The organism is Pseudomonas sp. S34 (assembly GCF_009866745.1).
In the GTDB taxonomy this organism is placed as follows: Bacteria; Pseudomonadota; Gammaproteobacteria; order Pseudomonadales; family Pseudomonadaceae; genus Aquipseudomonas; species Aquipseudomonas jessenii.
Genome location: NZ_CP019398.1, coordinates 4,540,394 through 4,563,081, shown reverse-complemented (window position 1 = coordinate 4,563,081; position 22,688 = coordinate 4,540,394). Strand labels below are relative to the sequence as shown.

Annotated in this window: 26 protein-coding genes; 14 read left to right on the top strand and 12 right to left on the bottom strand. The window is 60.3% G+C overall.

Annotation, left to right across the window (positions count from 1 at the left end; genetic code table 11):
- Positions 1-19: 19 nt before the first annotated feature.
- Together PspS34_RS20235 and PspS34_RS20230 are read right to left on the bottom strand one after the other, a co-directional pair.
- Positions 20-2,524, bottom strand: coding sequence for an ABC transporter permease (locus PspS34_RS20235; RefSeq protein WP_159390284.1), 2,505 nt, complete (start codon positions 2,522-2,524; stop codon positions 20-22).
- Positions 2,524-3,207: an ABC transporter ATP-binding protein gene (locus PspS34_RS20230; protein WP_046043370.1), complete on the bottom strand. Its 684-nt coding sequence runs from the start codon at positions 3,205-3,207 to the stop codon at positions 2,524-2,526. The genes PspS34_RS20235 and PspS34_RS20230 overlap by 1 nt, the downstream gene beginning before the upstream one ends.
- A gap of 10 nt (positions 3,208-3,217) precedes the next feature.
- Between PspS34_RS20230 and PspS34_RS20225 the strand changes: the two genes are divergently transcribed.
- The 3 genes from PspS34_RS20225 (at position 3,218) to PspS34_RS20215 (ending at position 5,938) form a co-directional block, all read left to right on the top strand.
- A complete protein-coding gene (locus PspS34_RS20225; RefSeq protein WP_159390283.1) occupies positions 3,218-3,823 on the top strand; it encodes an arylesterase in 606 nt (201 codons plus the stop codon).
- 56 nt (positions 3,824-3,879) lie between these two features.
- Entirely contained in the window at positions 3,880-4,173 is a 294-nt protein-coding gene (locus PspS34_RS20220) for a hypothetical protein (protein ID WP_003226812.1), read from the top strand.
- 790 nt (positions 4,174-4,963) lie between these two features.
- Positions 4,964-5,938, top strand: coding sequence for a L,D-transpeptidase family protein (locus PspS34_RS20215; RefSeq protein WP_154860249.1), 975 nt, complete (start codon positions 4,964-4,966; stop codon positions 5,936-5,938).
- A 123-nt stretch (positions 5,939-6,061) separates the two neighbouring features.
- Here PspS34_RS20215 and oprI read toward each other — a convergent pair whose 3' ends face one another.
- Positions 6,062-6,313: an outer membrane lipoprotei OprI gene (gene oprI, locus PspS34_RS20210; RefSeq protein WP_003199355.1), complete on the bottom strand. Its 252-nt coding sequence runs from the start codon at positions 6,311-6,313 to the stop codon at positions 6,062-6,064.
- Between the two features lie 638 nt (positions 6,314-6,951).
- Here oprI and PspS34_RS20205 point away from each other — a divergent pair.
- Positions 6,952-7,239: a GNAT family N-acetyltransferase gene (locus PspS34_RS20205; protein WP_007973562.1), complete on the top strand. Its 288-nt coding sequence runs from the start codon at positions 6,952-6,954 to the stop codon at positions 7,237-7,239.
- Between the two features lie 86 nt (positions 7,240-7,325).
- Here the strand turns inward: PspS34_RS20205 and PspS34_RS20200 are convergent, their stop codons facing one another.
- Together PspS34_RS20200 and PspS34_RS20195 are read right to left on the bottom strand one after the other, a co-directional pair.
- Positions 7,326-8,402 carry a 3-deoxy-7-phosphoheptulonate synthase gene (locus tag PspS34_RS20200; protein WP_154947048.1) on the bottom strand — a complete coding sequence of 359 codons (1,077 nt, stop codon included), beginning with the start codon at positions 8,400-8,402 and terminating at the stop codon, positions 7,326-7,328.
- Between the two features lie 187 nt (positions 8,403-8,589).
- Positions 8,590-9,033, bottom strand: a complete 444-nt coding sequence (locus tag PspS34_RS20195) for a PilZ domain-containing protein (RefSeq protein ID WP_079246728.1) — start codon at positions 9,031-9,033, stop codon at positions 8,590-8,592.
- Between PspS34_RS20195 and PspS34_RS20190 the strand changes: the two genes are divergently transcribed.
- The 5 genes from PspS34_RS20190 to cysB all read left to right on the top strand — a co-directional run bounded on the left by PspS34_RS20190 (position 9,032) and on the right by cysB (position 12,986).
- Positions 9,032-9,418 (top strand): thioredoxin, encoded by a 387-nt coding sequence (locus PspS34_RS20190; protein WP_154947047.1) that lies wholly within the window; start codon positions 9,032-9,034, stop codon positions 9,416-9,418. The genes PspS34_RS20195 and PspS34_RS20190 overlap by 2 nt on opposite strands.
- Positions 9,415-10,368 (top strand): putative 2-dehydropantoate 2-reductase, encoded by a 954-nt coding sequence (locus PspS34_RS20185; protein WP_154947046.1) that lies wholly within the window; start codon positions 9,415-9,417, stop codon positions 10,366-10,368. The genes PspS34_RS20190 and PspS34_RS20185 overlap by 4 nt, the downstream gene beginning before the upstream one ends.
- Positions 10,369-10,393: 25 nt before the next feature.
- Positions 10,394-11,299: a 5'-nucleotidase gene (locus PspS34_RS20180; RefSeq protein WP_046043378.1), complete on the top strand. Its 906-nt coding sequence runs from the start codon at positions 10,394-10,396 to the stop codon at positions 11,297-11,299.
- 95 nt (positions 11,300-11,394) lie between these two features.
- Positions 11,395-11,898, top strand: coding sequence for a universal stress protein (locus PspS34_RS20175; RefSeq protein WP_057713811.1), 504 nt, complete (start codon positions 11,395-11,397; stop codon positions 11,896-11,898).
- Between the two features lie 113 nt (positions 11,899-12,011).
- A complete protein-coding gene (gene cysB, locus PspS34_RS20170; protein ID WP_015094029.1) occupies positions 12,012-12,986 on the top strand; it encodes an HTH-type transcriptional regulator CysB in 975 nt (324 codons plus the stop codon).
- 16 nt (positions 12,987-13,002) lie between these two features.
- Here cysB and PspS34_RS20165 read toward each other — a convergent pair whose 3' ends face one another.
- On the bottom strand, positions 13,003-13,485 hold the full coding sequence (locus PspS34_RS20165) for a GreA/GreB family elongation factor (RefSeq protein ID WP_057713812.1): 483 nt from the start codon (positions 13,483-13,485) through the stop codon (positions 13,003-13,005).
- A gap of 2 nt (positions 13,486-13,487) precedes the next feature.
- The gene (locus PspS34_RS20160) at positions 13,488-13,898 is read right to left on the bottom strand and encodes a hypothetical protein (protein ID WP_154947045.1); all 411 of its coding nucleotides are present in this window, start codon (positions 13,896-13,898) and stop codon (positions 13,488-13,490) included.
- A gap of 124 nt (positions 13,899-14,022) precedes the next feature.
- On the opposite strand from PspS34_RS20160, the gene earP reads away from it, so the two are divergent.
- Complete coding sequence (gene earP / locus PspS34_RS20155; protein ID WP_154947044.1) at positions 14,023-15,165, top strand: elongation factor P maturation arginine rhamnosyltransferase EarP; 1,143 nt, start codon at positions 14,023-14,025, stop codon at positions 15,163-15,165.
- Positions 15,166-15,213: 48 nt separating this feature from the next.
- Complete coding sequence (locus PspS34_RS20150; protein ID WP_007943632.1) at positions 15,214-15,783, top strand: elongation factor P; 570 nt, start codon at positions 15,214-15,216, stop codon at positions 15,781-15,783.
- Positions 15,784-15,958: 175 nt separating this feature from the next.
- Here the strand turns inward: PspS34_RS20150 and PspS34_RS20145 are convergent, their stop codons facing one another.
- The 4 genes from PspS34_RS20145 to PspS34_RS20130 form a co-directional block, all read right to left on the bottom strand.
- The gene (locus PspS34_RS20145; RefSeq protein ID WP_154947043.1) at positions 15,959-16,972 is read right to left on the bottom strand and encodes an alpha/beta hydrolase; all 1,014 of its coding nucleotides are present in this window, start codon (positions 16,970-16,972) and stop codon (positions 15,959-15,961) included.
- Between the two features lie 34 nt (positions 16,973-17,006).
- On the bottom strand, positions 17,007-17,426 hold the full coding sequence (locus tag PspS34_RS20140; RefSeq protein ID WP_154947042.1) for an organic hydroperoxide resistance protein: 420 nt from the start codon (positions 17,424-17,426) through the stop codon (positions 17,007-17,009).
- Between the two features lie 363 nt (positions 17,427-17,789).
- Entirely contained in the window at positions 17,790-18,251 is a 462-nt protein-coding gene (locus tag PspS34_RS20135; RefSeq protein ID WP_154947041.1) for a MarR family transcriptional regulator, read from the bottom strand.
- A gap of 67 nt (positions 18,252-18,318) precedes the next feature.
- The gene (locus tag PspS34_RS20130) at positions 18,319-19,275 is read right to left on the bottom strand and encodes a LysR family transcriptional regulator (protein WP_154947040.1); all 957 of its coding nucleotides are present in this window, start codon (positions 19,273-19,275) and stop codon (positions 18,319-18,321) included.
- Positions 19,276-19,386: 111 nt separating this feature from the next.
- Here PspS34_RS20130 and PspS34_RS20125 point away from each other — a divergent pair, with 111 nt between their 5' ends.
- A complete protein-coding gene (locus PspS34_RS20125) occupies positions 19,387-20,136 on the top strand; it encodes a sulfite exporter TauE/SafE family protein (RefSeq protein WP_154947039.1) in 750 nt (249 codons plus the stop codon).
- Here PspS34_RS20125 and PspS34_RS20120 read toward each other — a convergent pair.
- Positions 20,126-20,980, bottom strand: a complete 855-nt coding sequence (locus PspS34_RS20120) for a LysR substrate-binding domain-containing protein (protein ID WP_057713818.1) — start codon at positions 20,978-20,980, stop codon at positions 20,126-20,128. The genes PspS34_RS20125 and PspS34_RS20120 overlap by 11 nt on opposite strands.
- Positions 20,981-21,075: 95 nt before the next feature.
- On the opposite strand from PspS34_RS20120, the gene PspS34_RS20115 reads away from it, so the two are divergent.
- Together PspS34_RS20115 and PspS34_RS20110 are read left to right on the top strand one after the other, a co-directional pair.
- Positions 21,076-21,291, top strand: coding sequence for a DUF1127 domain-containing protein (locus tag PspS34_RS20115; protein WP_008049076.1), 216 nt, complete (start codon positions 21,076-21,078; stop codon positions 21,289-21,291).
- Between the two features lie 64 nt (positions 21,292-21,355).
- Positions 21,356-22,585, top strand: coding sequence for a winged helix-turn-helix domain-containing protein (locus PspS34_RS20110; RefSeq protein ID WP_154947038.1), 1,230 nt, complete (start codon positions 21,356-21,358; stop codon positions 22,583-22,585).
- Positions 22,586-22,688 lie beyond the last annotated feature (103 nt).

Genomic DNA, 22,688 nt, shown 5'->3' with positions numbered 1-22,688 from the left:
TGAGGATGGCAGGAGTCTATCAACCCTCGCGCAGAACTGTCAGCGGGCTGGCGTTCAATGCCCGACGGGTGCCGAACACCCCTGCACCACCAATGAGCACGGCGCCCACCAGTGGGAGCAACAACAGCCATGGATGTGGATGCCACGGCAGGTCAAAGGCGTAGCGGTAGAGCACCCAGCTCACCACTTCCGAACCCAGCGCCGCCAGCAGGCCACTGACTGCGCCCAGCAAACCGAACTCGATACGCCGGGCCTTGACCAGCAATTGCCGCTCCGCCCCCAGCGCACGCAACAGCGCGCCCTGGCGAATGCGTTCATCCAGCGTCGCTTGCAGGCCGGAGAACAGCACCGCCATCCCCGCCGCCAACACGAACAACAACACGTACTCCACCGCCAGGGTCACCTGGGCGAGGATGCTGCGCAGTTGCTCCAGCAAGGCTTCGACTTGCAGGATGGTCACCGCCGGGAAGGCGCGGGACAGGTCGACAATCTGTTGGTCGTGACCGGCTGCCAGATAGAAACTGGTCAGGTAGGTCGCTGGCAGATCCTTGAGGGTGCCGGGCTGGAAGATCATGAAGAAGTTCGGCTGGAAGTTGTCCCAGTTGATCTCCCGCAGGCTGGTGACCTTCGCCTCGCGATTGACTCCGCCAACGCTGAATACCAGGTGGTCGCCGAGCTTTATTTTCAAACTCTCGGCGACCTTGCCCTCTACCGACACGCCGGGAACATCGTCCGGCATCTGTTGGTTCCACCAATTGCCGGCCGTGAGTTTGTTGCCCGACGGCAGGTCCGCGGCCCAGGTCAGGCTCAGGTCGCGCTGGATCGCCCGGTCGCCGGCCGATTCCTTGGTGACGATTTGCTGCACAGGCTCGCCGTTGATGCTGATCAAGCGTCCAGGCACTACCGGGTACAGCGTCGCCGATTGCGCCGATACGGTGATCAGGTGATCGGTGAAGGCCTGTTTGTCCGCCGGCAGGATGTTCAGCGCGAAGTAGTTTGGAGCGTTTTTCGGCAGCTGGTTCTGCCAGGTGTCCAGCAACTCGCCGCGCAGCAGCGCAATCAGCGCCATTGACAGCAGAATCAGGCCGAACGCCAGGGACTGGCCTGCGGCAGCGAGCGGATGACGCAGCAGTTGGCCCAGTCCCAGGCGCCAGGGCAAGGACGCACGAGCAAGCATGCGCCGCAGGCTCTTCAACAGCAGCAACAACAAGCCGCCCAGTACCAACGCTGCAATCACGCCGCCGCCGAGCAGGGCAAAGGTCAGCACCAGGTCCAGGCTCAGGCGCCACATGATCAGGGCGAGGGCGCCCAGCGCTGCGCCGTAGACCATCCAGGTGCTGGAAGGGATCGGCAGCATGTCCCGGCGCAGCACGCGCAATGGCGGAACCCGGCCCAGAGCCGCCAGTGGCGGCAAGGCGAATCCGGCCAACGCCACCAGTCCGGTGCCGATCCCGGCAATGGCCGGAAACAGCCCGCCCGGAGGCACGTCGGTCGGCAACAAGTCATGCAGCAGGGCAAACAACCCCAGCTGTGCGAGCCAGCCGAGGAGGGCGCCGCTGATGCTGGCCAGCAGCCCGAGTACAGTCAGTTGCAGGCTGAACAGCACCATGGTTTCCCGACGCGACAACCCGAGGCAGCGCAGCAAGGCACTGGCATCGAACCGTCGGGTGGCGAAGCGGGTTGCCGACAGCGCCACCGCCACGCCGGACAGCAACACCGCCACCAGGCTGGCCATGTTCAGGTAGCGTTCGGCTTTGCCCAGGGCGCCACCGATCTGTCGATTACCGTCGCGGGCGTCTTGCAAGCGCTGGTTGGCGGCAAGCCCCGGTTTGATCAGTTGCCGATACGTCTCGAGTGCCTGAGCGCTGCCTCGCCATAATTCGCGATAGCTGACCCTGCTGCCGGGCTGCACCACGCCGGTGGCTGCAAGGTCGTCGAGGTTGATCAGCACCCGCGGTGTCAGGCTGTAGAAATTGCCGGCGCGATCGGGTTCGTAAGTCAGCACCCGCGCCAGTTTCAGGGTTTTCATGCCGACATCGATGCTGTCGCCGATCTTCAGGTCCAGGGCGGTCAGCAGGCGTGCCTCGACCCAGGCTTCACCGGGTTGCGGTCCGCCACCGACTATTTGCGTGGCAAAGGGGGCGGGCGCGCTTTTCAATTCGCCGCGTAGCGGGTAGGTGTCATCGGCCGCTTTGATGCTGGACAGCTGAATGCTGTTGTCGGTGGCGATGACGCTGGAGAACTCCACCACTTGAGCGTGTTCCAGACCCAGTTCGGTGCCGCTTCTTATCTGTTCGGGGCGCGCAGGCGAACTGCCTTCGAGCAGCAGGTCGGCACCGAGGAATTCGGTAGCGCGCAGCATCATGGCGCCGTTCAGGCGCGCGCCAAAGTAACCGATGGCGGTGCTGGCGGCCACGGCCACCAGCAAGGCGAAAAACAATACGCGCAATTCACCGGCGCGGGCATCGCGCAGCAATTGGCGGATGGCGAGACTGAACAGGCGCAACAGCGGCAGGCGTGCCATCAAGGCTCCAGAGGGGCGACCAGCAGGCCGGCTTCAAGACGGATCAGGCGCCGGCAGCGATGGGCCAGGCGTTCATCGTGAGTCACCAGCACCAGGGTCGTACCGCGCTCCTGGTTGAGCTCGAACAGCAAGTCGCTGATGCGCTCGCCGGTGTGGCTGTCGAGGTTGCCGGTCGGTTCGTCGGCGAACAGCACATCGGGCTCGGCGGCAAACGCTCGGGCAATCGCCACGCGTTGTTGCTCGCCTCCGGAGAGCTGGCGCGGCGAGTGAGTCAGGCGTTGGCCCAGTCCCACCCGTTGCAGCAATTGGGTGGCGCGTTCGCGGGCGTCTTTGCGGCCATCGAGCTCCAGTGGCAACATGACGTTTTCCAGGGCATTGAGACTGTCGAGCAGCTGAAACGATTGAAAGACAAAACCCACGTGCTCGGCGCGGATGCGCGCACGCTGGTCTTCATCGAGGTTGCTCAAGCCTTGCCCGGCGAGTGTGACTTCGCCGCTGCTCGGCAGGTCGAGGCCGGCAAGCAGGCCCAGCAGGGTGGACTTGCCGGAGCCGGAAGCGCCGACGATGGCCAGGCTGTCGCCCTTGTTCAGTTCCAGGCTGAGTTGGTGCAGGATGGTCAGTTCACCTTCCGCGCTGGGAACCACTTTGCTAAGGTCCTTCGCGATGAGAATGCTTGCGCCCATGGAGAGTCCGATGCGTGTCTGGTTTTTGAGTGCTGGCCTGGCCTTGATGTGCATGGCCCAAAACGCAGCGGCGGGTACAGTCCTGATCGTTGGCGATAGTATCAGCGCCGGTTTCGGGCTGGATACCCGGCTGGGGTGGGTGTCGCTGCTTGAGCAACGGCTCAGGCACGAAGGTTTCGACGACAAAGTGATCAATGCGTCCATCAGTGGCGACACCAGTGCCGGAGGCCAGGCGCGCCTGCCCGCGCTGCTTGCAGAGCATAAACCGGAACTGGTGATCCTCGAGTTGGGCGGCAATGATGGTCTGCGCGGGATGTTGCCAACTCAATTGCAACAAAATCTTGCTTCGATGATCGACAGCTCCCGGGCCAGCGGTGCCAAGGTGTTGCTGCTCGGTATGCAATTGCCACCCAATTATGGTGCGCGTTACACCAAGGCGTTCGCCGAGGTCTACAGCACCCTGGCCGAAGAGAAAAAGATCCCGCTGGTGCCGTTTTTCCTCGATGGCGTAGGCGGTCATCCGGACTTGATGCAGGCTGACGGCATACACCCGGCGGCCGGGGCTCAGGACAAGTTGCTGGAAAATGTCTGGCCTACTCTAAAACCACTGTTATGACACTTTTCTAGAAGCAGGCTTTCGGCTAAGGTGGCGCCCCCGATTTGGAGCCCCCGATGCCGCGTCCCGCCTGGTCACTATTTGCCTATCAACTGATCGAGCCTGACGAACAGCTGGATCTGTTCGCCTGCCAGGAAGTGCGGGTGCATCTGGTGACCCGTCAGCTGGAGTTGGGCGGTTCGGCGGACCGGACCCTGTGCGGCAGTCTGTTGCCGGCGCAACCTCGCTGGTCGAGTGTTGATCGCCGGGTGTTTCAGGACCAGCGGCTGTGTTCGTTGTGCCGGGCCATTCTTGAGTCGCAGAAGCGGGGGACGTCGCCGATCTGGCCTGAATTGCGGTTTGAGCTTTGATCTGTCAGGAGTCGTGGCGGCCTTCGAGCCGACCTGTCTTTTGTTGGCCGTGTACATATCCGTTGCTGCGGTAACGGCGGCTTATGGTTTCGCCTTTACGGCCCCTCGCTAAGGCTCGGGGTTCCTTCGCTCCGGTATTCATCAGGGCGCATCGCCTCCGGTCTGCTTCGCGACGACCTCCTCTCGATGTGTTCGACTTCGTCGAACGGCGCTGCGCGCCTGCCCCCTGATGAACACCTCCACTCAGCCTTCCGAGGGGGCGGGTGGATCAAGATCAAAAGCTGCAGGCGAGCTAACGCTCGGCCTGATGAGTGGTGAAGAGCGTGGGGGTACGCGGCCTTGTTTTTGCTCTGCTCTTCTGTGGGAGCGAGCTTGCTCGCGATGGACGTCAACGATAACGCGTGCTGCCTGAATGCCCGCGTTGTCCTGGCGTTTTTCGCGAGCAAGCTCGCTCCTACAGGGAAACGCGTTCAGTTGTGATCAGCCCGGCCAGCAGGCCGCCGCTTTTGCTTTTGATCTTCTTGCCCCGGAGCGAGGCACCGAACGTCAGGGGCAAAAGCCCTTGGTTACTGGGGGCTTTTCCAGGTAACCCGCCTTAAGGGCGGAACCCTCAAAAATCCACACCGCCTGCCCTACAGCCTTCGCGAGCAAGCCCGCTCCCACACGGGATCGAGGATAATATCAATATCGCCTTGCACTGCCTGTAATCGGGCGATCTCCCCGAAATAACGGACTGCAGTGTACAATCGCGTTCTTATACTCTCAGTTGATCATGCATAGGATTTTCCGGATGTTGTCGCGCTTTCCTGCCGTCACCCGCTGCCTGACTCTTGCCGCCCTCTTTGTGGCCGGTCCAGTCGCAGCATTGGAGCTTCCCCTGCCACCGCCCGGTGAGGACATCATCGGCCAGGTGCAGGTGATCAAGGCCAAGTACGAAGATACCTTCGCCGACCTTGGTACCGCCTACGATCTGGGCTACACGGAAATGGTCGCGGCCAACCCGGGTGTCGATGCCTGGTTGCCAGGCGCCGGTACGGAAATCATTCTGCCGACTCGCTTCATCCTGCCACCAGGTCCGCGTGAAGGCATCGTGATCAACCTGGCCGAGTACCGCCTCTACTACTACCCGAAAGGCAAGAACGTGGTGTACACGTTCCCGCTGGGTATCGGTCGTGAAGGCTGGGGCTCGCCGATTGCCCACACCAGCATCACCGCCAAGACACCAAACCCTACCTGGACGCCTCCGGCTTCGATCAAGGCCGAGCACGCAGCAGACGGTGATCCGCTGCCCAACGTCGTGCCGGCCGGCCCTGACAACCCGCTGGGGCCGTTCAAGTTCACCCTGGGCACACCGGGCTACCTGATCCACGGTTCGAACAAGAAGTTCGGTATCGGCATGCGCACCAGCCACGGTTGCTTCCGCATGTTCAACAACAACGTGCTGGAAATGGCGGGCATGGTGCCGGTCGGAACGTCGGTGCGGATCATCAACGACCCGTACAAGTTTGGTCTGAGTGGCGGCAAGGTCTATCTGGAGGCGCATACGCCGCTGGACGACAAGGGCAACCCGTCGGTGGTCGACAAGCACACCGCAGTCATCAATGCGATGCTCAAGCGTGAAGACATCACCAACAACCTGCGTATGAACTGGGATGTGGTGCGTGATGTGGTCGCCGCTGAAGACGGCCTGCCGGTTGAGATCGCTGTGCCGGGCAACGGCGTTGCACCGATGGTATCGAGCATGCCGATCGACCCGCTGCAGTAATGCTGGCAAAGAGCCCGTCGGCGCGGACAGCGTCGACGGGTTTTTTATTGCCTGGAGAAACGCCAGGCAATAAAAAAGCCGACCCAAAAAATGGGTCGGCTTGATAACAATCCCGAAGGATTATTACTTGCGGCTAGCTTTGTCCAGCATGCGCAGAGCACGCTCGTTAGCTTCGTCAGCAGTCTGTTGTGCTTTTTGAGCAGCAGCCAGAGCTTCATCAGCTTTACGGTAAGCTTCGTCTGCACGAGCCTGGGAGCGAGCAGCTGCGTCTTCAGTAGCGGTCAGACGTGCTTCGGTTTCTTTCGATGCGCTGCTGCAACCGGTAGCCAGAACTGCGGCCAGAGCCAGAGCAGAGAATTTCAGAACGTTGTTCATCGTGTTCCCCTTCAAGGACTTTCTATTAAGTAGCTATCTCCTCCGATTGAGGAAAGAGCCGGCGTACATACTACCCATTACTTGTAGTAAGTAAAACTGACGTGACGCAAGAAGCAAAAAAAATTGTAGGCGTTGATTCTTTTTCGAGCAACTTTTAACTGAATTGTTTAAAAAATATCCAGCTACAAGGCCCGTAGCTGAGCGAGCCAATGAGAAAAAGTTCCTGTGGTACAGCGCTGTTTTTCAGTCTGGCTAAAGTCCGCCTACATGGAATCGTCTACACTTTTGTTCGGCTTTTGTGTGGCGCCTCTCAATATCTTTCTCGATGTTCAGGTGACTTTAACAACGGGCGCTCGTCTTAAGTCTCAACATCCGGCAATGTACAGGCTATCGACCCGGAGTGATCTTCGGTCGAGCCAATCCTGCGTGACCCGGAGCAGCACCCGCCAACCCGCACGATGACGAGCGCACCTTGAGCATTTCTGCCAATGGTGCCTACTATTTGTACGTGCTCGGTAGCGCGAGATCGGTGCAGCTCTTCTCGGTGTCCACTCAGGCACGGGGTGGCGTAGATGTTCCTTCGCCGGAAAAACATCGGTAAGGTAGGGGTCGGAATTCCAGACCCGCGAGGAGTAGTGATGAGCGAGGCGTTGTCCATCCACCATGACCAGGCTGGTCATCAGTTCGAGACCAATGTGGACGGTCATCGTGCCTATCTGACCTATATGGATCTGGGGAAACAGACCCTGGATATCTATCGCACCTTCGTGCCCAACGCATTGCGTGGTCGCGGTATTGCGGCAGCCTTGACCGAGAAGGCGCTGGAGTACGCTGACGAAATGGGCTACACCGTCATTCCATCGTGCTCCTACGTCGAGCGCTACATGGAGCGTCACCAGCGGCATGCGGCCAAGCTGAGTCAGTGACCTTCAACAAAACGAACACATAAAAAAACGCCGGGTTCAGCCCGGCGTTTTTTTTGTGTGTGCTTTTTGCACCGCCAAACAGGCGATCAGCTGCGATCGCGTTTAGGCAGCACATCCTTGAGCTTGGTATGCATGCTGCGCAAGGTGTTTTCGGTGGCGGTCCAGTCGATGCAGGCGTCGGTGATCGACACGCCGTATTGCAGGTCGGCGAGGTCTTTCGGGATCGCCTGGGCGCCCCAGTTCAAGTGGCTTTCAACCATCAGGCCGATGATCGACTTGTTGCCTTCGAGGATCTGGTTGGCGACGTTCTCCATCACCAGCGGTTGCAGGGCCGGATCCTTGTTGGAGTTGGCGTGGCTGCAATCGACCATGATGTTCGGCTTGATCTTCGCCTTGTTCAGCGCCTGCTCGCAGAGCGCAACGCTGACCGAATCGTAGTTCGGTTTGCCGTTGCCGCCGCGCAGCACCACGTGACCGTAGGCATTGCCCTTGGTGGTCACGATCGACACGCCACCTTCCTGGTTGATACCCAGGAAACGGTGCGGGCTGGAAACCGATTGCAGGGCGTTGATCGCCACGGTCAGGCCGCCATCTGTGCCGTTCTTGAAGCCGACGGCCGAGGACAGCCCGGAGGCCATTTCACGGTGAGTCTGGGATTCGGTGGTGCGCGCGCCGATGGCCGACCAGCTGATCAGGTCCTGCAAGTATTGCGGGGAGATCGGGTCGAGGGCTTCGGTGGCGGTCGGCAGGCCTTTTTCGGCCAGGTCCAGCAGCAACTGGCGACCGATGTGCAAGCCGTCCTGGATCTTGAACGAGTCGTCCAGATACGGGTCGTTGATCAAGCCTTTCCAGCCGACGGTGGTACGTGGCTTCTCGAAGTACACGCGCATGACCAGATACAGGGTATCGGACACTTCGGCGGCGAGAACTTTCAGGCGCTCGGCATATTCGTGGGCGGCCTTGATGTCGTGGATCGAGCAAGGCCCGATGACGACGAACAGGCGATGGTCGGTGCCATCCAGAATGTTGCGAATGACTTCGCGGCCCTTGGTGACGGTGCGCAGTGCGGCGTCGCTCAGGGGAATATCGCGCTTGAGCTGATCGGGAGTGATCAGTGTCTCGTTGGAGGCGACGTTTAGGTCGTTGATCGGTAAATCAGCCATCGTTTACTCGTCAGGTCACGGGTGCCGGCCGCCAGCGAACCCGCGCGGCGGAGCACAGCAAATTAAGCGCGTCGGGGAGCTGAACCTTAGCGCGTTACACCGTGGCTCGACAATGGGCAGACGCCGGTTTGGTGGGGTTTCGCAGTCAGTTTCCCTGCCGCGAGGGGCAAACCGATCAAGAACGCCTCTATTCCAGCACCGGTTGCGCAAAAGCCTTGCGCACCGAATCGTGAGAGAACTCGTCGGCATGCTCCTGGACCCATTCGAGGGCCAGGGCCTGGATGTCCTGCAAGTCTTCGTGGGCCTCATGCAGGCGGCAGTAGCGTTCGATCTGGCACACCTGTTCGCCCATCCGGGCGCTGAACAGCGTTTGTTCATCGACGAAAGCGATGCCTACCAGATATCCGCGCTTGCGTCGCAGGCACCAGGCGACATAGCCCAGGTAGCGCATGTCCGGGTTCACGGTCGGCATGCGTACTTCCAGCGCCGTGCCGTGACGCCACGCGCGGTGATAATTGCAAGCCATGCCCCCGAGACTGATAGTGTGCAGCTGTCGTCGCGAAAGACACTCAGGTTTCAGCAACGTTAATTCGACGGGCACATCGTCAGGGTGAGGAATGAATCGTCCCATGAACACAGACTCCATGTGTCGGCCATCTGACATTGTTCCTCCCAGTATAGTGGTCGAATTGGAACTGACCGATTTTGACGCCGACCAACGGCTGCTGGCGATGAGCGGTGTATCGCTGGTCATTTTCACCAGTGTCGGCTGCGCCGGTTGCCGTTTTGCCCGCGAGCAATTGCCGACACTCGGCCTGGCAGTCGATCGACTGTGCTGGATCGATGCCGGCAACAACGGCGGGGTGGTCGAGCGTTACCAGGTTTTTCACTTGCCGGCGCTGTTTGTCGTTCGCGACGGTGAATTCTTTGGAGCACTGAAATCGCGCTTGACCCGCACCGAGCTCAATCGGGCCGTGCGCCAGGCGCTGAGTCGAACAGCAGAGGAGTTGCCATGATGGGAGCAGTTGCCAGGCCGACGATCGGCATTATCGGAACCGGCGCAATCGGCGGTTTCTACGGGGTGATGCTGGCGCGTGCCGGTTTTGATGTGCATTTTCTGCTACGCAGCGAGTTCTCCGCGGTGGCCGACCATGGCTTGCGAGTCGATAGCGCGCCCCACGGTGTACTGACGTTGAACCCGGTGCAGGCCTATTCGGACGCGCAAGACATGCCACCCTGCGATTGGCTGCTGGTGGGCGCGAAAACCACCAGCAACGCCGACCTGGCACCTGCCATCCTGCAGGCGGCGGCACCGAACGCCAAGGTACTGCTGTTGCAAAACGGCCTGGACGTCGAAGACAGCCTGCGCGCGTTGCTCCCCGATTCGCTGCATGTGCTTGGAGGGCTCTGCTACATCTGCGTCCATCGCGAGGCGCCGGGTGTCATTACCCATCAGGCGCTGGGCGCGGTGCATGTGGGTTATCACAGCGGTCCTGCCGATGGGCCGGCACGCAGCGCAATTGTCGAGGAGGGCGTCGGGCTGTTTCGCAGCGCCGGCCTCGATTCCCAGGCCATGGCGAATCTGCATCAGGCGCGTTGGCAAAAACTGGTCTGGAATATCCCTTACAACGGTCTCTCGGTTTTGCTGGGGGCGAGCACCACACCGTTGATGGCCGATGCCGACAGCCGCGAGCTGATCAAGGCGCTGATGGCTGAAGTGGTCCAAGGCGCTGTTGCCTGCGGGCACGACGTACCGGCAGGCTATGCCGAGCATTTGTTCATGGTGACCGAAAAGATGCCCGACTACTGGCCGAGCATGTACCACGATTATTTGCACAAGCGACCGCTGGAACTGGCCGCGATCTACGCCCGGCCTTTGGCGGCGGCGAAGGCAGCCGGGTGTGAGATGCCACGCATCGAGGCCTTGTATCGCAGTTTGAGTTTCATTGATCGACGCAACACCTGAGTCGACCGACCTGAGGGGGAAGGGCATGCCAAAGGCAATTGACGACAAGCTGGTGCTGGCGATTTCTTCGCGGGCGCTGTTCGACCTGAGCGAAAGCCACAAGGTCTACCTGTCGAGTGGTGTCGAGGCCTACCGGCAATATCAGATCGAACACGAAGACGAAATCCTCGAGCCCGGCGATGCCTTCCCGCTGGTGCAGAAACTCCTGAACCTCAACAACAGCCTCGGCCGCGCCCGGGTCGAGGTGATTCTGGTGTCGCGCAACAGCGCCGACACCGGGCTGCGGGTGTTCAACTCGATTGACCACTACGGACTGGCCATTTCCCGTGCGGCCTTTGTCGGCGGGCGCAGTCCGTATCCCTACCTCAAGGCCTTTGGCTGCGACCTGTTTCTCTCGACCCACGCCGAAGACGTGCGCAATGCACTGGACGCCGGGTTCGCGGCAGCGACCATTCTGTCGGGCGGTGCCAGTCGTGCGGCCAGCGACGAGTTACGCATTGCCTTCGATGGAGACGCGGTACTGTTTTCCGATGAGTCGGAACGCATTTATCAGGCCGGTGGTCTGGAGGCGTTCCAGGCCAGCGAGCGTGAGGCCGCCCGCGAACCGTTGCGCGGTGGGCCGTTCAAAGGGTTTCTCGCGGCCCTCAACCTGTTGCAGCGTGAGTTCCCGGAGGACACCTGTCCGATCCGTACCGCGCTGGTCACTGCGCGATCGGCGCCGGCCCATGAGCGGGTCATTCGCACGTTGCGCGAATGGGACATCCGTCTCGACGAGTCGCTGTTCCTCGGCGGCCTGACCAAGTCGGCCTTTCTCGAAGCCTTCGCGGCCGACGTGTTTTTCGACGATCAGGCCGGTCACTGCGAGTTGGCCCGAGAAGTCGTCGCCACCGGTCATGTGCCCCATGGCATAAGCAACGAGCAAAAGGTTTAAGCCCACCGTTCAATGCGTTGCGCGGGACGTCGTAGTCGCCAAGGCACTGCTAAGCTGAATCAAATCTCCGCCATGTTGGCAGTCGAGGAGGTCATATGATTCGTTCGATGCTGTATGCCACTGACCTTGGTCTGTACGCGCCCGTGGTGATGCAGCATGCCCTGGAACTGGCCAGGACCTTCAATGCCAGTTTGTATGTCGTGCATGCGGTTGAACCCATGGGGTTGTTTGCCGAATCGGTGCTGCAAAGTTATCTCGATGAACAGGCGCTGAACGAGTTTCACAGCCAGGGCCTCAATACGGTGATTGCCAGTATCGAGCAGCGGGTGCTCGACAGTTTTCGTGAGGAGTTGGGGGATGAAGGGGAGCACGACCTGGAGCGGATTCAGGCAGTACGGGTGCTGCAGGGCGATCCGTCGCAGGTGATTCTGGACCAGGCGCAGAAACTCTCCGTGGATTTGTTGATCGTAGGTAGTCACAGCCATGGTGCTGGTGCGGAAACGCCTCTGGGGCGAACCGCCGCCCGTGTGTTGCAACTGTCCAAGGTGCCGGTCTATCTGGTGCCGCTGGTGCAACGTCGTCGTCAAGGGGATCTCTAGAACACGAATAATGGCAATTTGATAAAAAAGTTCTAGATTTATTCTTCGAGCCATTAATATAGTTATATACCGTCGCTGATGCCCGTGGCGTCTACCTGCTTTGAGGGATTCATATGAAGCTTCAACAATTGCGCTACATCTGGGAAGTGGCGCACCACGACCTCAACGTTTCCGCTACAGCCCAAAGCCTTTACACCTCTCAACCGGGCATCAGCAAGCAGATCCGTCTGCTGGAAGACGAACTGGGCGTCGAGGTTTTTGCCCGTAGCGGCAAGCACCTGACCCGTGTCACCCCGGCCGGCGAGCGCATCATCACCACCGCTGGCGAGATTCTGCGCAAGGTTGAAAGCATCAAGCAGATCGCCCAGGAGTTCTCCAACGAGAAGAAAGGCACTCTGTCGATTGCCACCACTCATACCCAGGCGCGTTATGCGTTGCCGCCGGTGATCAGCAATTTCATCAAGCAATACCCGGACGTGGCCCTGCACATGCATCAGGGATCGCCGATGCAAATCGCCGAAATGGCCGCTGACGGCACCGTGGATTTCGCCATTGCCACCGAAGCGCTCGAGCTGTTCGGTGATCTGGTGATGATGCCGTGCTACCGCTGGAACCGTTGCGTGGTCGTGCCTCAGGGCCACCCGCTGACCAAACTGTCGAAACTGACCCTCGAAGCACTGGCCGAATACCCGATCGTGACGTACGTGTTCGGTTTTACCGGCCGTTCGAAACTCGACGAAGCCTTCAGCCATCGCGGCCTGACGCCGAAAGTGGTGTTCACCGCCGCCGACGCCGACGTGATCAAGACCTATGTTCGCCTGGGTCTGGGCGTAGGCATCGTGGCAAAAATGGCTGTCGACACCAAGCTCGATAGCGACCTGGTGGTACTCGATGCCAGCGAACTGTTCGAGTCCAGCGTAACCAAGATCGGCTTCCGTCGCGGCACCTTCCTGCGGGGGTTCATGTGCGACTTCATCGAGAAGTTCGCGCCGCACCTGACCCGCGAAGTCATGGCCAAGGCCATTCAGTGCCACAACAAGCAGGAACTGGAAGAGCTGTTCGAAGGTGTCGAACTACCCGTTCACTGATAGCGTTTCCTGCCGGTCAAACCACCTCGGTGACAGCGAACTGTTGCCGAGCGCCCGCCACCATGATCTCCACCTCATCGCCCTCGAACTTGCCCAGCAGGCTTTTGCCCAGCGGTGAGCGCGGGGTGATGACGGTGATCAATTGCCCCACCAGATCGACCTTCAACCCTGCTGCATCGGGGGCCAGAAACAGCCATTGTTCGCGCCCCTTTTCGTCCTCCAGCCCCAGCAGCGCGCCCACTTCGATGCCCCGCTGATCGTCATACGGACGCAGGGCGAGGTTCTGGCAGAGGCTCAGTGACTGGCGAATTTCCTCGACCCGCCTGGCTTGCCCGGCCGCGAGATAGGACGCTTCCAGCCCCAGGGTGTCGTACTTGTTCTCGGCGATGTTTTCTTCGTGGGTCGCCGTTTCGTAGGCGGTTTGCGCGGCCCGCTCGGCGATGTCGAGATCGATCCGCAGCCTGTCGAGAATCAGTTGGTGGACGGTTTGCTTATTCATGATCAATCGCAGAGTTGCAGGACGTTGGCGCGGCTTTTTTCGCTGGGTGCAGTCCGGTCCTGTTGCAGCCAGAACTGACAGTTCGGGTTGGCCAGGTTGCGACTGCTGCTGCGTGCCTGATCAAGACGTTGCTGCTGTTCGTTCTTGCGCAGGTTTTCTTCATATTGCTCGAACAGCGGGCTCTGTGGCGGAATGTTCGGCAGCGGTTGAGCCGCTGCGGGTGGTTGGGCCAGCTGCTCAACCGCCGCCGCGACCGGGGCGAGTTGCTCGCTGAAAAGCAGGCGCGACGCGAGCCAGCAGGTCAACACAATGGCAATGAACCCGAGCCACATGCCGAGGGCGATACTGCCGGTCAGTTGCAGGGCGCTGAGGCTGATCGGGAAGGATCGGCGCGGAGTGGGGCGGTGGGGCATGGTTGCCTCCTGGCGAAAGGTCACTGGCGAGTGGCGATTGTCGCATGAAGAATAATCGCCGTCGGCTCTTCTGCACGGGGTAATTTATGCGGACAATCGGCGCCTTTGCCAACGGGAGCCTGGAATGCCTGAAATGAAAACCCGCTGGGATATTTTTTGCACCGTGGTCGACAATTTCGGCGACATCGGCGTGACCTGGCGACTGGCCCGGCAACTGGTGGCCGAACATGGGCTGGCGGTGCGTCTATGGGTCGATGACCTGCGAGCGTTCGAGCGCCTGTGCCCGGAAATCGACATCCATGCTCCCAGGCAGTTGCAGCAAGACGTCGAAGTGCGCCAATGGCCAGCCGAGTGGCAACCGACCGAAGCCGCCGATGTGGTGATTGCTGCATTTGCCTGCCAATTGCCGAGCGCCTATATGGAGGCCATGGCCGAACGGGAGAAGACGCCGCTGTGGATGAACCTGGATTACCTGAGCGCCGAGGACTGGGTCATCGGCTGCCATGGTTTGCCCTCGGTGAAGTACAAAAACGTGCAGAAGTTCTTCTTCTTCCCAGGATTTAAGAAGGGCACCGGCGGACTGCTGCGTGAGCGAGGGTTGCTGGAGCGGCGTCGGCAATTTCAGCAAAACCCGCAGGCTCAAAGAAAATTCCTGCAAGGTTTGGGTGTTGATCCTGCGCCCAGCGCGCAGCTGATCTCATTGTTTGCCTACGAAAACACCGGGCTGGCCAGTTGGCTCGATGCAATGGCCGGCGATTCTACTGCCACTCATTTGCTGGTGCCGGAAGGGCGAATTCTCGGCGACGTCGAGCGTTGGCTCGGTGTGCAGGGTTTGGCGGCCGGTGCCGTGCATGTGCGTGAAGCCTTGACCGTGCAAGTGCTGCCATTCGTCCGGCAGGGCCAATACGACCGGTTGCTGTGGTGCTGCGATTTCAATGCCGTGCGCGGCGAAGATTCCTTTGTGCGCGCCCAATGGGCTGGCCGGCCATTTCTCTGGCACATCTACCGGCAGGAAGAAGATATCCACCTGGACAAGCTCGAAGCCTTCCTCGAACTCTATGTAAAGGGGTTATCTGCGCCTGCGCGGGAGGCGATCAGCGGTCTCTGGCGGGCGTGGAACGCCGGTGAAAAAATGGCCGACCACTGGCAATTCACTCGTAAACACTGGCCAGAGCTGGAAAAACACGCCGAGGCGTGGTGTCTGGAGCAGGCCTTGCAGGCCGATCTTGCCACGGCGCTGGTACAGTTTTATGGAAATTGGATATGATACGCGGCCTAGATTTTTGTAAATCCCATCCAAATTCGGATATTCGCAATGAAAACTGGTAAAGAACTGAAACCCGGGACCGTGATTCGTCTCGAAAACGATCCTTGGCTGGTTCAGAAAGCTGAATTCACCAAGTCCGGTCGTAACAGCGCGATCATGAAGACCAAGCTGAAAAACCTGCTGACCGGTTACAAGACCGAGATCGTTTACAGCGCCGACGACAAACTGGACGACGTAATCCTCGACCGCAAAGAAGCGACCCTGTCCTTCATCAGCGGCGACACCTACACGTTCATGGACACCACCGACTACACCATGTACGAGCTGAACGCTGAAGACATCGAAGCCGTTCTGCCTTTCGTTGAAGAAGGCATGACCGATGTTTGCGAAGCGATCTTCTTCGAAGAGCGTCTGGTTTCCGTAGAGCTGCCGACCACTATCGTGCGTCAGGTTGACTACACCGAAGGTTCCGCTCGCGGCGACACTTCCGGCAAGGTGATGAAGCCTGCCAAACTGAAGAACGGTACCGAGCTGTCGGTTGCTGACTTCATCGAAATCGGCGACATGATCGAGATCGATACCCGCGAAGGCGGTTCCTACAAAGGCCGTGCCAAATAAGCACAGCTTCAGGAATGAAAAAGCCCGACCATTGAGTCGGGCTTTTTTTTTGCCTTCGATTTCGGGGTCAACCAGAAACCCTGTGGGAGCGAGCTTGCTCGCGATGGCGTCCGACCATTCAACAAAGATGTTGCCTGACAGTCCGCTATCGCGAGCAAGCTCGCTCCCACAGTTCTTATTTCAGGTGTTCCTTGAGCTCTTGCGAAGCCTGCAGCATCGCCGAACGCACCGCTGGCACCTGGCTCACCACGTTGAGCAAACCGTAGTCGTGGATCAGGCCGTTGTAGCGAACCGAGGTCACCGGCACACCGGCCTCGTCCAGCTTGCGGGCGTAGGCTTCGCCTTCGTCGCGCAATACGTCGGCCCCGGCGGTCTGCACCAGCGCTGGTGGCAATCCTTTCAACTGGGCGGTGGTTGCGCGCAGTGGCGAGGCGTAGATCTCGTTCCGTTGCTTGGCGTCGGTGGTGTAGTTGTCCCAGAACCACTTCATCATGTTTTTGCTGAGGAAGTGCCCCTCGGCAAACTGGTTGTAGGACGCGGTTTCGAAGTTGGCATCAGTCACCGGCCACAACAGCACCTGAAACTTGATCGCCGGTGTGCCCTTGTCCTTGGCCATCAGCGCAACCACAGCCGCCATGTTGCCGCCGACACTGTTGCCGGCTACCGCCAGGCGCTGGCCGTCGACGTTGATCTCTTTGCCGTGCTCGGCCACCCATCGGGTTGCGGCGTAAGCCTGGTTGATCGCCACCGGGTAATGCGCTTCCGGCGACGGCGTGTAGTTCACGAATACGGCCGCGGCACCCGAACCCGTCACCAGGTCACGCACCAGCCGCTCGTGGGTCGGGAAGTCCCCCAGCACCCAGCCACCGCCGTGGAAGAACATGAACACCGGCAGCTCGCCCTTGACCCCGGCCGGCCGGACGATGGTCAGGCTGATCGGTTGGCCGTCGACTTGAATGGTCTTCTGGCTGACATCGGCTTTTGGCAGCGTCAGCTTCACCCCGGCCTGCGCGCCCACCAGCACGGCGCGGGCCTCGGCGGGCGTCATTTGCTCCATCGGCTTGCCGGTTCCGGCGTTCAGAACGTCGAGGAACGCCTGGGTGTTGTGTTCAACCCCGGTACCTGCGAACGCGTTGCTGATGGACAAGGCGAGAAGGGTACCGGTCAAGACTTTGCTGAAAGTGTTCATGTTCGTTTCCTGTTCGGGCCTGGGTAGTCAGCGCTTAGACGGTTACGTGCAGACGCACATCGACGTTGCCACGGGTGGCGTTGGAGTACGGGCAGACCTGGTGGGCCGCGTCGACCAGTGCTTGTGCATCGGCATGTTCAAGACCCGGCAGGCTGATGTGCAGGTCGATGTCCAGGCCGAAGCCGCCAGGGATCTGGCCGATGCCGACATGAGCGGTGATCGAAGCGTCGTTAGGAATGCTGCGCTTGGTCTGGCTGGCCACGAATTTCAGGGCACCGATGAAGCAGGCGGAGTAGCCGGCAGCGAACAGTTGCTCCGGGTTGGTGGCTGCGCCGCCGGCACCGCCGAGCTCTTTGGGCGTGGCGAGCTTGACGTCGAGGATGTTGTCGCTGGAAACCGCACGACCGTCACGGCCACCGGTGGAAGTTGCGATTGCGGTGTAGAGAGTTTGCATGGTGAAAGCCTCGTTCAGGGTTTGTTTGTTTTGCGCTAAATGTTTGCGCGCTAAGTAAGTGCGAGATGAATGTATCGCGCAAATATTTAGTGCGCAAGATATTTTTCAAGGAAATTTGAAAAAAGACGCAAGGCTGTGAAGTGGTTTAGGTTGAAAGTATTGAACTAGAGCTATCGAGGGGGGATTTTTTCAGCAGAGATTTTTCAGAAGCAGGTGGCGAGCCCGATCTTTCGGTACAGCACAAAACAAATGTGGGAGCGGGCTTGCTCGCGAAGGCGATAGATCAGTCGACTCTTGTGTTGACTGAAACACCGATTTCGCGAGCAAGCCCGCTCCCACAAGGGATTTGTGGTGGATTGGAGACTAGAGGCTGTCTTGCAGGTGGCGACGCAACTCCTGCAACTCCGCTTGCAGTTTTTGCAGGCGCTCCAGGGTCATCCCGCTGGCGCCTAGGATGCATTGGGGAATGTCCCGGGCCTTGTCGCGCAACGCCCGGCCCTGTTCGGTGAGTTCGACGATCACCACCCGCTCATCTTCGCGGCTGCGGGTTCGGCTGAGCAGGCCTTCGGCTTCCAGGCGCTTGAGCAGCGGCGTCAACGAGCCAGGATCGGTCAGCAACCGCGTGCTGATTTCACCTACGGTCAAACCATCCTTTTCCCACAACACCATCATCGCTAGGTATTGCGGGTAGGTCAGGCCCAGCGCTTGCAGCAAGGGTTTGTAGACTTTGGTCATCATCAGCGAAGTGGAATGCAGGGCGAAGCAGGCCTGATTGTCCAGCAGCAGGTTGTCGCAGTTGTCCGGGGTGTTGCGCTCGGTGGTCATGTCGAAGCCTTGATCTGTGATCTGAAGAATCTAGCGGGCGAATCTTTAATGCGCCAGATAATTTTGATCAGTGCCGTTGCAAATGGGTTTGCAGCACCAGATCCCAGGGCGGAATCGGGCTGAAGCGGGTTTTCAGGTACTCCAGCAACAAGCGACTGCGGGAGTTGGGCTGCTGTTCCAGGCGCAAGGCGTAGATGCCGGCGCTTTCCGGTTTCGGCAGACCGCTTTCGCAGAACAGCGGCAGCAACTCACCCCGCAACAAGTATTCGCTGGCCAGCCAGGTCGGCAGGTGCGCGATACCCAGTCCGGCCAATGCGCCGCACACCAGCGCCTCGGCATTGTTGGCGCTCATGCGGATCCGCGCCGGCCGGTGCAAGTGCATTTGCCCGTCGCGCTCGAAACGCCATGCGAAGGGCGGAGCCAGGCCATCCCAGTCGAGTCCGTCGTGTTCAATCAGCTGTGTCGGCTCGGTCGGCACGCCGCGACGCCGCAAATAATCAGGGCTGGCGCAGGCGATACGCACCATGCTCGCCAGTGGCGTGGCCACCAGCCGGGTATCGGCCAGTTGCCCGGCGCGCAGCACCAGATCGACCTTGCCGAGGTTCAGGCCCTGCATGTCGACGAAGCTGTCGATCAAGTGCAGCTGCACATCGAGCCCGGGGTAGAGCATCAGGAAATCGGCAATCACCGGTGCCAGGTGCCGGCGACCAAAGGCTGCCGGCGCATCGATACGAATCAGGCCTTCCGGCGCGCTGCTCAGGGACACCGCCTCGGCCCGGGCCAGGCGCAATTCGGCGACGATCCGCCGTGCGCGCTCGGCAAAGGCCAATCCCGCCGGCGTGGCGCGTACCGCATGCGTGCTGCGCAGGAACAGCTGACTGCCGACCGCGCTTTCCAGGCTGTCGATACGCCGTGCCACGGCCGAAGGGGTCAGCGGATGACGGCGCGAGGCGGCGGAAAAACTGCCGGTTTCCAGCACGTCGAGGAACAAGGCCAGTTGGTCGGTCAGTTGATTGGGGTTCATGGCAGGTTTGTGCTTGTGCGAATTTGGCACAGCCATTGTGCGTTGTTGTGCGTTTCCGTGCCAGAAGCAACTGCGTAGGATCAAAGACCTGACGGCAACGGGGAAAATGCTGTGATTGAGTTCTTGATGTATCTGGTGTTCGGCGCTGCGTTGGGCACGCTCGGCGGTTTGTTTGGCATCGGCGGCGGCCTGATCGCCATTCCGCTGCTGGGCGTGCTGTTCGGGCTCGATCAGCAGATTGCCCAAGGCACCGCGCTGGTGATGGTGGTGCCGAACGTGATGCTGGCGCTGTGGCGGTATCATCAGCGCAACCGGATCGAACTGCGCCACGCGTTACCGCTGGCCATCATGGGGTTCTGCTTCGCCTGGCTCGGGTCGATCTGGGCGGTGGGCATTGATGCGCAAACCATGCGCATAGGCTTTGTTGCGTTTCTGATCGCACTGTCGGCGTACAACCTCGTTCGCATGTTCGCCGCCAGCGCTCCGCCGGCTTCGCAGATGAACTACTCATGGCCCTGGCTGGGCCTGCTTGGCGCTGCATCCGGCACGATGGGCGGGCTGTTCGGCGTGGGTGGCGCAGTGGTGGCGACACCGGTGCTGACCAGCCTGTTCGGCACGAGCCAAGTGGTTGCGCAGGGGCTGTCGTTGGCGCTGGCCTTGCCGAGTACGGGGGTGACGCTGGTGACTTACGCCGCGCACCATCAGGTCAGTTGGGTGATCGGCTTGCCCTTGGCGGTCGGTGGGCTGATGAGCATCAGTTGGGGCGTGAAGGTTGCCCACGCATTGCCGGAGCGGCTGCTGCGCGGGCTGTTTTGCGGGTTCCTGGTGTTCTGTGCGGTGATGCTCGCCTTCAAAGTTTGAAGCCTTCGATGATGTGCTCGGCCAGGCACTCGGTGATGGGTGACGGGTTATGCAGGTTGCGCACGAGCATGATGCTGGCCTCGGGCAGCAGCGGCAGGTCCTGGGCCTCACCAAGGATGCGCATGTCCGCGGTGATCAGGCTTTCAAGTTGCGCCGTGACGGCCAGGCCGGCGCTGACCACGGCCATGATCGCCGACAGGCTGTCGCTGTTGTACGCCACCCGGTAATCGCGCCCCCGGGCATCCAGGGCATTGCAGGCCCACTGGCGGCAGAAGCAATCACTGTTGAACATCGCCAGTGGCAGCGGCGTCTGCTCGTGGGCGCTGTAGCATTGTGCCTCGGCCCAGACAAAGCGTTCCTTGCGCAACAACTGGCCGATTTCGCTGCCCGGTTCACGGGTCACGATGGACAGGTCGAGGTCCTGGCGCATCAGCAGTTGTTTTGAAGATTCGCAGTGCACTTCTATCTGAATCAGCGGGTAAGACTGGGCAAACCGGCGCAGAATCCCCGGGAGGAACCGCATCACATAATCGTCCGGCGTGCCGATACGCACCGTGCCGACCATGTCGGGCTCACGCAACGTATTGAAGACCTCGCTGTGCAGCTTGAGGATGCGTCGCGCATAGCCGAGCAGCACCTGGCCTTCAGCCGTCAGTCGCACCTGCCGCCCGTCGCGCTGGAACAACTGACGCTGCAGCACATCTTCTTCCAGTCGTTTCATCTGCATGCTGACGGCGGACTGGGTGCGGTTGACCAATTCCCCGGCGCGGGTAAAGCCGCCCTGGTCGGCGATGGCGACGAAGGTGCGCAAGACTTCGGTATCGATACTCGGGTAGGCGGACATCCATCAATCTCCGAGATATGTGACATCAGAAACATTCGTTGGATTGATCTTAGACCCGGCGCGAGACTGGAGCCATCCAAACGGAGGGCAACAAGATGAAAGGTCAACATGAGTTCCAAGGATCAGAAAAACACTCGATTCACGTGATATCCGATCTGCTGCACAAGGTCGGCCGCTGGTACGAATTGCATCGCGAGCGCGAATTGCTGGCGAGCTTGAGCGACGAAGCACTCAAGGACATCGGCATGAGCCGTGCGGATGTGGAGAACGAGTCGATCAAGCCGTTCTGGAATGACCCGATGCATAAATGATGAATGCCACGCTACACAAACCCCTTACCGGTGAGGTAGGTTGCGAGCAGACAAGGAGGCACCCATGCCCGCAACGTTGTCCTTTACCCTCAAACAGGCTCGGCGTCTGGCGCTGGCCGCCCAAGGGTTCAACGGGCGGTCGCCGCCAGCGGCGATCAAGGCTGTTGCGCTCAATCGCCTGATCGAACGGCTGGGCATTTTGCAGATCGATTCGGTCAATGCATTGGTGCGCTCGCACTACCTTCCGCTGTTTTCCCGCCTCGGTAACTACTCCTCCGATTTGCTCGACCAGGCTGCCTGGAGTCAGGGCCGGCGTCGTACGTTGTTCGAGTATTGGGGGCATGAAGCCTCGTTGTTGCCACTTTCCATGTTCCCGCTGATGCGCTGGCGCATGCAGCGTGCCAGACGTGGCGAGGACATTTATCAGCAGCTGGCGCGCTTCGGTCGTGAGCAACAGGACACAATTCGCCGGGTGCTGGCGTCTGTCGAGGAGCAGGGCGCGCTGGGGGCCGGCAGCCTGTCGACCCGTCAGGAACGGGCCGGCCCCTGGTGGGACTGGAGCGCGGAAAAGCATGCGCTGGAATGGTTGTTCGCTGCCGGTGAAGTGACCGTTGCCGGACGGCGCGGATTCGAAAGGCTCTACGATCTGCCGGAGCGGGTGATTCCCTCGGCGGTGCTTGCGCACCCCGTCCTGAGTGAAGACGAGGCCCAGCGCGGCCTGTTGCGGCATGCGGCAACGGCCTTGGGGGTCGGTACGGAGAAGGATTTGCGTGACTATTTCCGCTTGAACCCTGCGGACAGTCGTCCACGTTTGGCCGAGTTGGTCGAGGCCGGGGAATTGCTGACCTGCGAAGTGCAGGGCTGGCGACAACCGGCCTATTGTCTGCCCGAGCCAAAAGTGCCGCGTAAAGTCGTGGCCAGTGCCTTGCTCTCGCCGTTCGATTCGCTGATCTGGGAACGCAGCCGGACCGAGCGGCTGTTTGATTTCCGCTATCGGCTGGAGATCTACACGCCGCCGGACAAACGGGTGTACGGCTATTACGTCCTGCCGTTTTTGCACAACGAACGGATTGCCGCACGAGTCGATCTGCGCGCCGAACGGGCGACCGGCCGTTTGGCGGTGCATGCGGTGCATGAGGAGGAGGCGGGGCTGGATGACGAGGGGATGTTGGCGTTGGCGGTCAATCTGCGGCAGATGGCGGATTGGCTGGGGCTGGCACAGATTCAGCTGAATTGCCCGCGGGCGAGTGCGGCGAGGTTGCGGGTGGCATTCTCACAAATTGGCGGTAACTGAGCTGGCCCCATCGCGGGCAAGCCCGCTCCCACAATGACTGCGCCGGTCACAAATAATGTGTTCGACGCGTACCTGTGGGAGCGGGCTTGTCCGCGAATGCGGA